Genomic DNA, 4,054 nt, shown 5'->3' with positions numbered 1-4,054 from the left:
CGACGCGCTGGTCGACGCCCGAATGCTGACCGCGGGCGGCGCCACACTCGTGCGCGAGGTCGAGCAGCAGCTCGCGAGCATGAGCGGTGCGGAGAGCGAGGCCCTCTGGACCCTGGACGCCCTCCGCGAGCGGCCCGAGTGGGAGGCCGTCCGAGAGCTCGCCGAGCACGCCCTGACGACCATCAGCCGGCCAACAACGGCCGAGGGCTGAGAGCCAGCCCCACCCCTACCTCCGATCTCGGTGATGCCGGCCGCGCACATCGCGTCGATCCCGTAGAACAGGATGGGCCGGTCGGCCACGGGCACGAGCTGCCTGGCGCTGGTGTGGGTGATCGGCCGCAGCCGTGTTCCACGACCGCCACTGAGAACCAGGCCCTTCATCCCATCACCCGACGCTCGGCGGTGCGAAGGCAGCCCCGATTGTCAGGCGCTCACACACCAACCATCGATATCCAAACATGCCCACATATGACTCGCCAAAAAACGTCACACATCGGACACCTTACACATGATGCCATAGGAATAACCTTCACCCACAAGCCGTAGGTCAACAGACCGTCGGTACGAGCGGCAACGCTCGAGGGGGGCCCTCCAACATGGCAACCGACACTCGACGTACCCAGGCCGGCTCCGTCCGCCGGCGCATCATCCTCGCCGGGGCCGGAGCCCTCATCGCCACCACCGGGCTGACCGTCGGCACCCTCGGTGCCACCCCCGTGCTCGCGCTGGGCGTCGCCCCCCCGCTCGGCACCACCGCGAACTTTGCGGTCGTCGCCGGCCAGACCATCACCAATACCGGACCCACCGTGATCGTCAGTGACCTCGGCCTGCATCCGGGCTCCGCCGTGACCGGCGCCCCGGCGGTCGTCGGAGCGGAGCACGTCGCCGACGGCGTGGCGCTCCAGGCCAAGAACGACCTGGTCACCGCGTACACCGTCGCGAAGAACGAGCCGCCCGACTCGACGCTGTCGAACCCGGAGCTGGGCGGGCTGACGCTCGTGCCCGGCGTCTACCGGCTCGCCACCGCCGGGCTGACCGGCACCCTGACCCTCGACGGCAAGGGCGATCCCAACTCCGTCTTCATCTTCCAGGTCGGGAGCACGCTCATCACCGGGAGCGACTCGCGCGTCCGCGTCATCAATGGCGCCAGCGCCTGCAACATCTTCTGGCAGGTGGGAAGCTCGGCGACCCTCGGCACGAGGACGAACTTCCAGGGGAACATCCTCGCGCTCACCGACATCACCCTGACCACCGGCGCGAACATCCAGAACGGGCGCGCCCTGGTCCGCAATGGCCAGCTCGTGCTGGACACCAATCACATCACCAGCCCCGGCGACTGCAGCAGGGCGGCGAGCTCCACCGGCGTGACCTCGTCGGCCCCATCCTCGGTGACCGGTCAGCCGGTGACCCTCACCGCCACCGTCCCCGGCGCCTCCGGCGGCACCGTGACCTTCCTCAACGGCACCACCTCGCTGGGCACGTCCCCGGTGGGCGGCACCGGGCAGGCCACCGTGACCACCACGACGCTGACCGCGGGCAGCCACTCGATCACCGCCGTCTACACGGGCTCGTCCAGCCTCCTCGGCAGCACCTCGCCCGTCCTGATCCAGACCGTGCGGGCGCCCACCAGCGTGTCCGAGCTGACCAGCGGTGGCACCGGCGGCAACGTCCCGGCGATCTCCGGTCCGCCCAGCGCCGGCGGCGCGGCCCCGCAGCGCGGTGGCTCTCCCTGGACACCGGCAACGATCGCCGCCGCGCTCGCGGGCCTCGCCGCTGCCCTGGTCGCGGTGAATCGCCGCCGCACCCGCCGGACCGGTCGCCAGATGTGACGTCGAGCATCGGAACCCTCGCCCGGCGGGGAGCGCTCGCCGCCCTGACCTCCGTGCTGATCGCCGCGGGCCTGACCGCCTGCGGCGATCCGGCGGACCCCAGCCCGCCGCCGGCCCTGGTGCACACGGCCGTTGCGAGCGCCACACCCTTCGCCGCCTCCCAGCCGCTCATCACCCCCGGCCTCGACCTGCGCGCGGCGCCGGTCGCGGTGCCGCTCGAGCTTCGCATCCCGTCGCTCTCGATCAGCACCGCCGTGCTCGGCGTCGGGATCACCCCGAAGAACGTGATGGATGCTCCCGAGGGGCCGCCGAGCGACCCGGTGTGGCAGCAGGCGTTCTGGTATCGCGGCAGCGCCGTGCCCGGCGACGCGAGTACCGCCACGATCACCGGGCACGTCGACGACTCCGACGGGCGGCCCGCCGCCTTCGCCCGCGTCCGGGAGCTGCGGCCCGGCGACCCCATCACCGTCCAGGACACGCGCACCGGCCTGGACGTCCGCTTCGCGGTGACCGAGACGGCCACCTACACCGTGGAGCAGGCCTCGGACCCGGCGGTGCTCACCCGGATCTACGGCGCCGGGCCGGTCGCCGGGCGGGCGCCGGAGCCGTCCCCGGATGGGCTCTCGCACCTGACGCTGATCACCTGCACCGGGGAGTGGGTCAACGGCTCCTACGACCACCGCGCGGTCGTGTACGCGACTCGCACCGGCTGACCCCTGCCCCCCTAGAACGGATCGGGGCTCCGGCGGCCGGGTCACACCCCCCGGATGCGCCCGTGACCGGGGTGGCACCCGGGTCGCGGCACCAGTGCACAGCCTTTACCGAGGTCGGCGCCGAATCCCCCACCCCCACTGTTGCTTCTTTCACCGGCCAAGGGGCATTTACCCCCCGCCGATCCCCCTACCAAACACCCCAGCCTCACCCGGGAGCCGGTATCGTTCCACCACCACCCATCGACGGCCCGACCCTGCCCCGTGAGAGGAGCTCCATGCCCACCGCACCGGTCCCCGAGACCCTGGATATCCGAGCGCTGCTAACGGTTTTGTCAGCTTTCCGCCGGGGCGACTTCTCCGCGCGGCTGCCCCTCGACTGGACCGGGAATGCCGGCAAGGTGGCCGATCACCTCAACGCCGTGCTGGAGATGAACCAGCGCATGGGCGAGGAGCTGGAGCGGGTGGGGCGGGTGGTCGGCAAGGAGGGCAAGATCGGGGAGCGGATCTCGCTCGGCGACGCCCGGGGTGGGTGGGGCAGGTGGGTGAACTCGGTCAACGGCACCCTCGAGGACCTGGTCCGGCCGACCAGCGAGATGGCGCGGGTGATCGGGGCGGTGGCCACCGGCGACCTCTCCCAGACCATGGCGATGGAGGTCGAGGGGCGCAGGCTCGAGGGGCAGTTCCTCCGCACCGCGAAGACGGTGAACACCATGGTCGCCCAGCTGAACGGGTTCGCCGGGGAGGTGACCCGGGTCGCTCGCGAGGTCGGCACCGAGGGCAAGCTGGGCGGCCAGGCGCAGGTGAAGGAGGTCGGCGGGGTCTGGAAGGACCTCACCGAGAGCGTGAACATGATGGCCGGCAACCTCACCGGCCAGGTGCGGAACATCGCCGAGGTCACCACCGCGGTGGCGAACGGCGACCTCTCCAAGAAGATCACCGTCGACGTCCGCGGCGAGATCCAGGAGCTCAAGAACACCATCAACACGATGGTCGACCAGCTCAACAGCTTCGCCGGCGAGGTGACCCGCGTCGCCCGCGAGGTGGGCACCGAGGGCAAGCTGGGCGGCCAGGCCGAGGTGAAGGGGGTCGGCGGGGTCTGGAAGGACCTCACCGACAACGTGAACATGATGGCCGGCAACCTCACCGGCCAGGTGCGCAACATCGCCGAGGTCACCACCGCGGTGGCGAACGGCGACCTCTCGCGGAAGATCACCGTCGACGTGCGCGGGGAGATCCTCGAGCTGAAGAACACCATGAACGTCATGGTCGACCAGCTCAACGGCTTCGCCGGCGAGGTGACCCGCGTCGCCCGCGAGGTCGGCACCGAGGGCCGGCTGGGCGGCCAGGCGGAGGTGAAGGGCGTCGGCGGCGTCTGGAAGGACCTCACCGACTCGGTGAATTCGATGGCCGGCAACCTCACCGACCAGGTGCGCAACATCGCCGACGTCACCACCGCAGTGGCCAACGGCGACTTGTCGAAGAAGATCGACGTCGACGTCAAGGGCGAATTCC

General features: G+C 70.7%; 4 protein-coding genes and 1 pseudogene. 4 read left to right on the top strand and 1 reads right to left on the bottom strand.

The window, feature by feature from the left end:
* The coding region (locus VGL20_04420) for a hypothetical protein (protein ID HEY2702914.1) at positions 1–211 on the top strand (211 nt) is incomplete at its 5' end.
* Between the two features lie 20 nt (positions 212–231).
* Here VGL20_04420 and VGL20_04415 read toward each other — a convergent pair.
* Positions 232–381: pseudogene (locus VGL20_04415) on the bottom strand (sugar phosphate nucleotidyltransferase).
* Positions 382–596: 215 nt separating this feature from the next.
* Here VGL20_04415 and VGL20_04410 point away from each other — a divergent pair.
* From VGL20_04410 to VGL20_04400, 3 genes are all read left to right on the top strand, one after another.
* A complete protein-coding gene (locus VGL20_04410; protein HEY2702913.1) occupies positions 597–1,829 on the top strand; it encodes an ice-binding family protein in 1,233 nt (410 codons plus the stop codon).
* Positions 1,826–2,542 carry a class F sortase gene (locus tag VGL20_04405; GenBank protein ID HEY2702912.1) on the top strand — a complete coding sequence of 239 codons (717 nt, stop codon included), beginning with the start codon at positions 1,826–1,828 and terminating at the stop codon, positions 2,540–2,542. The genes VGL20_04410 and VGL20_04405 overlap by 4 nt, the downstream gene beginning before the upstream one ends.
* Positions 2,543–2,817: 275 nt before the next feature.
* On the top strand, positions 2,818–4,054 hold a 1,237-nt coding region (locus VGL20_04400), incomplete at its 3' end, for a HAMP domain-containing protein (GenBank protein ID HEY2702911.1).

The sequence above is a fragment of the Candidatus Dormiibacterota bacterium genome, assembly GCA_036495095.1.
Lineage (GTDB): Bacteria > Chloroflexota > Dormibacteria > Aeolococcales > Aeolococcaceae > CF-96.
The sequence above is the reverse complement of the archived record's forward strand: the minus strand, read 5'-3'. Positions and strand labels throughout refer to the sequence as shown.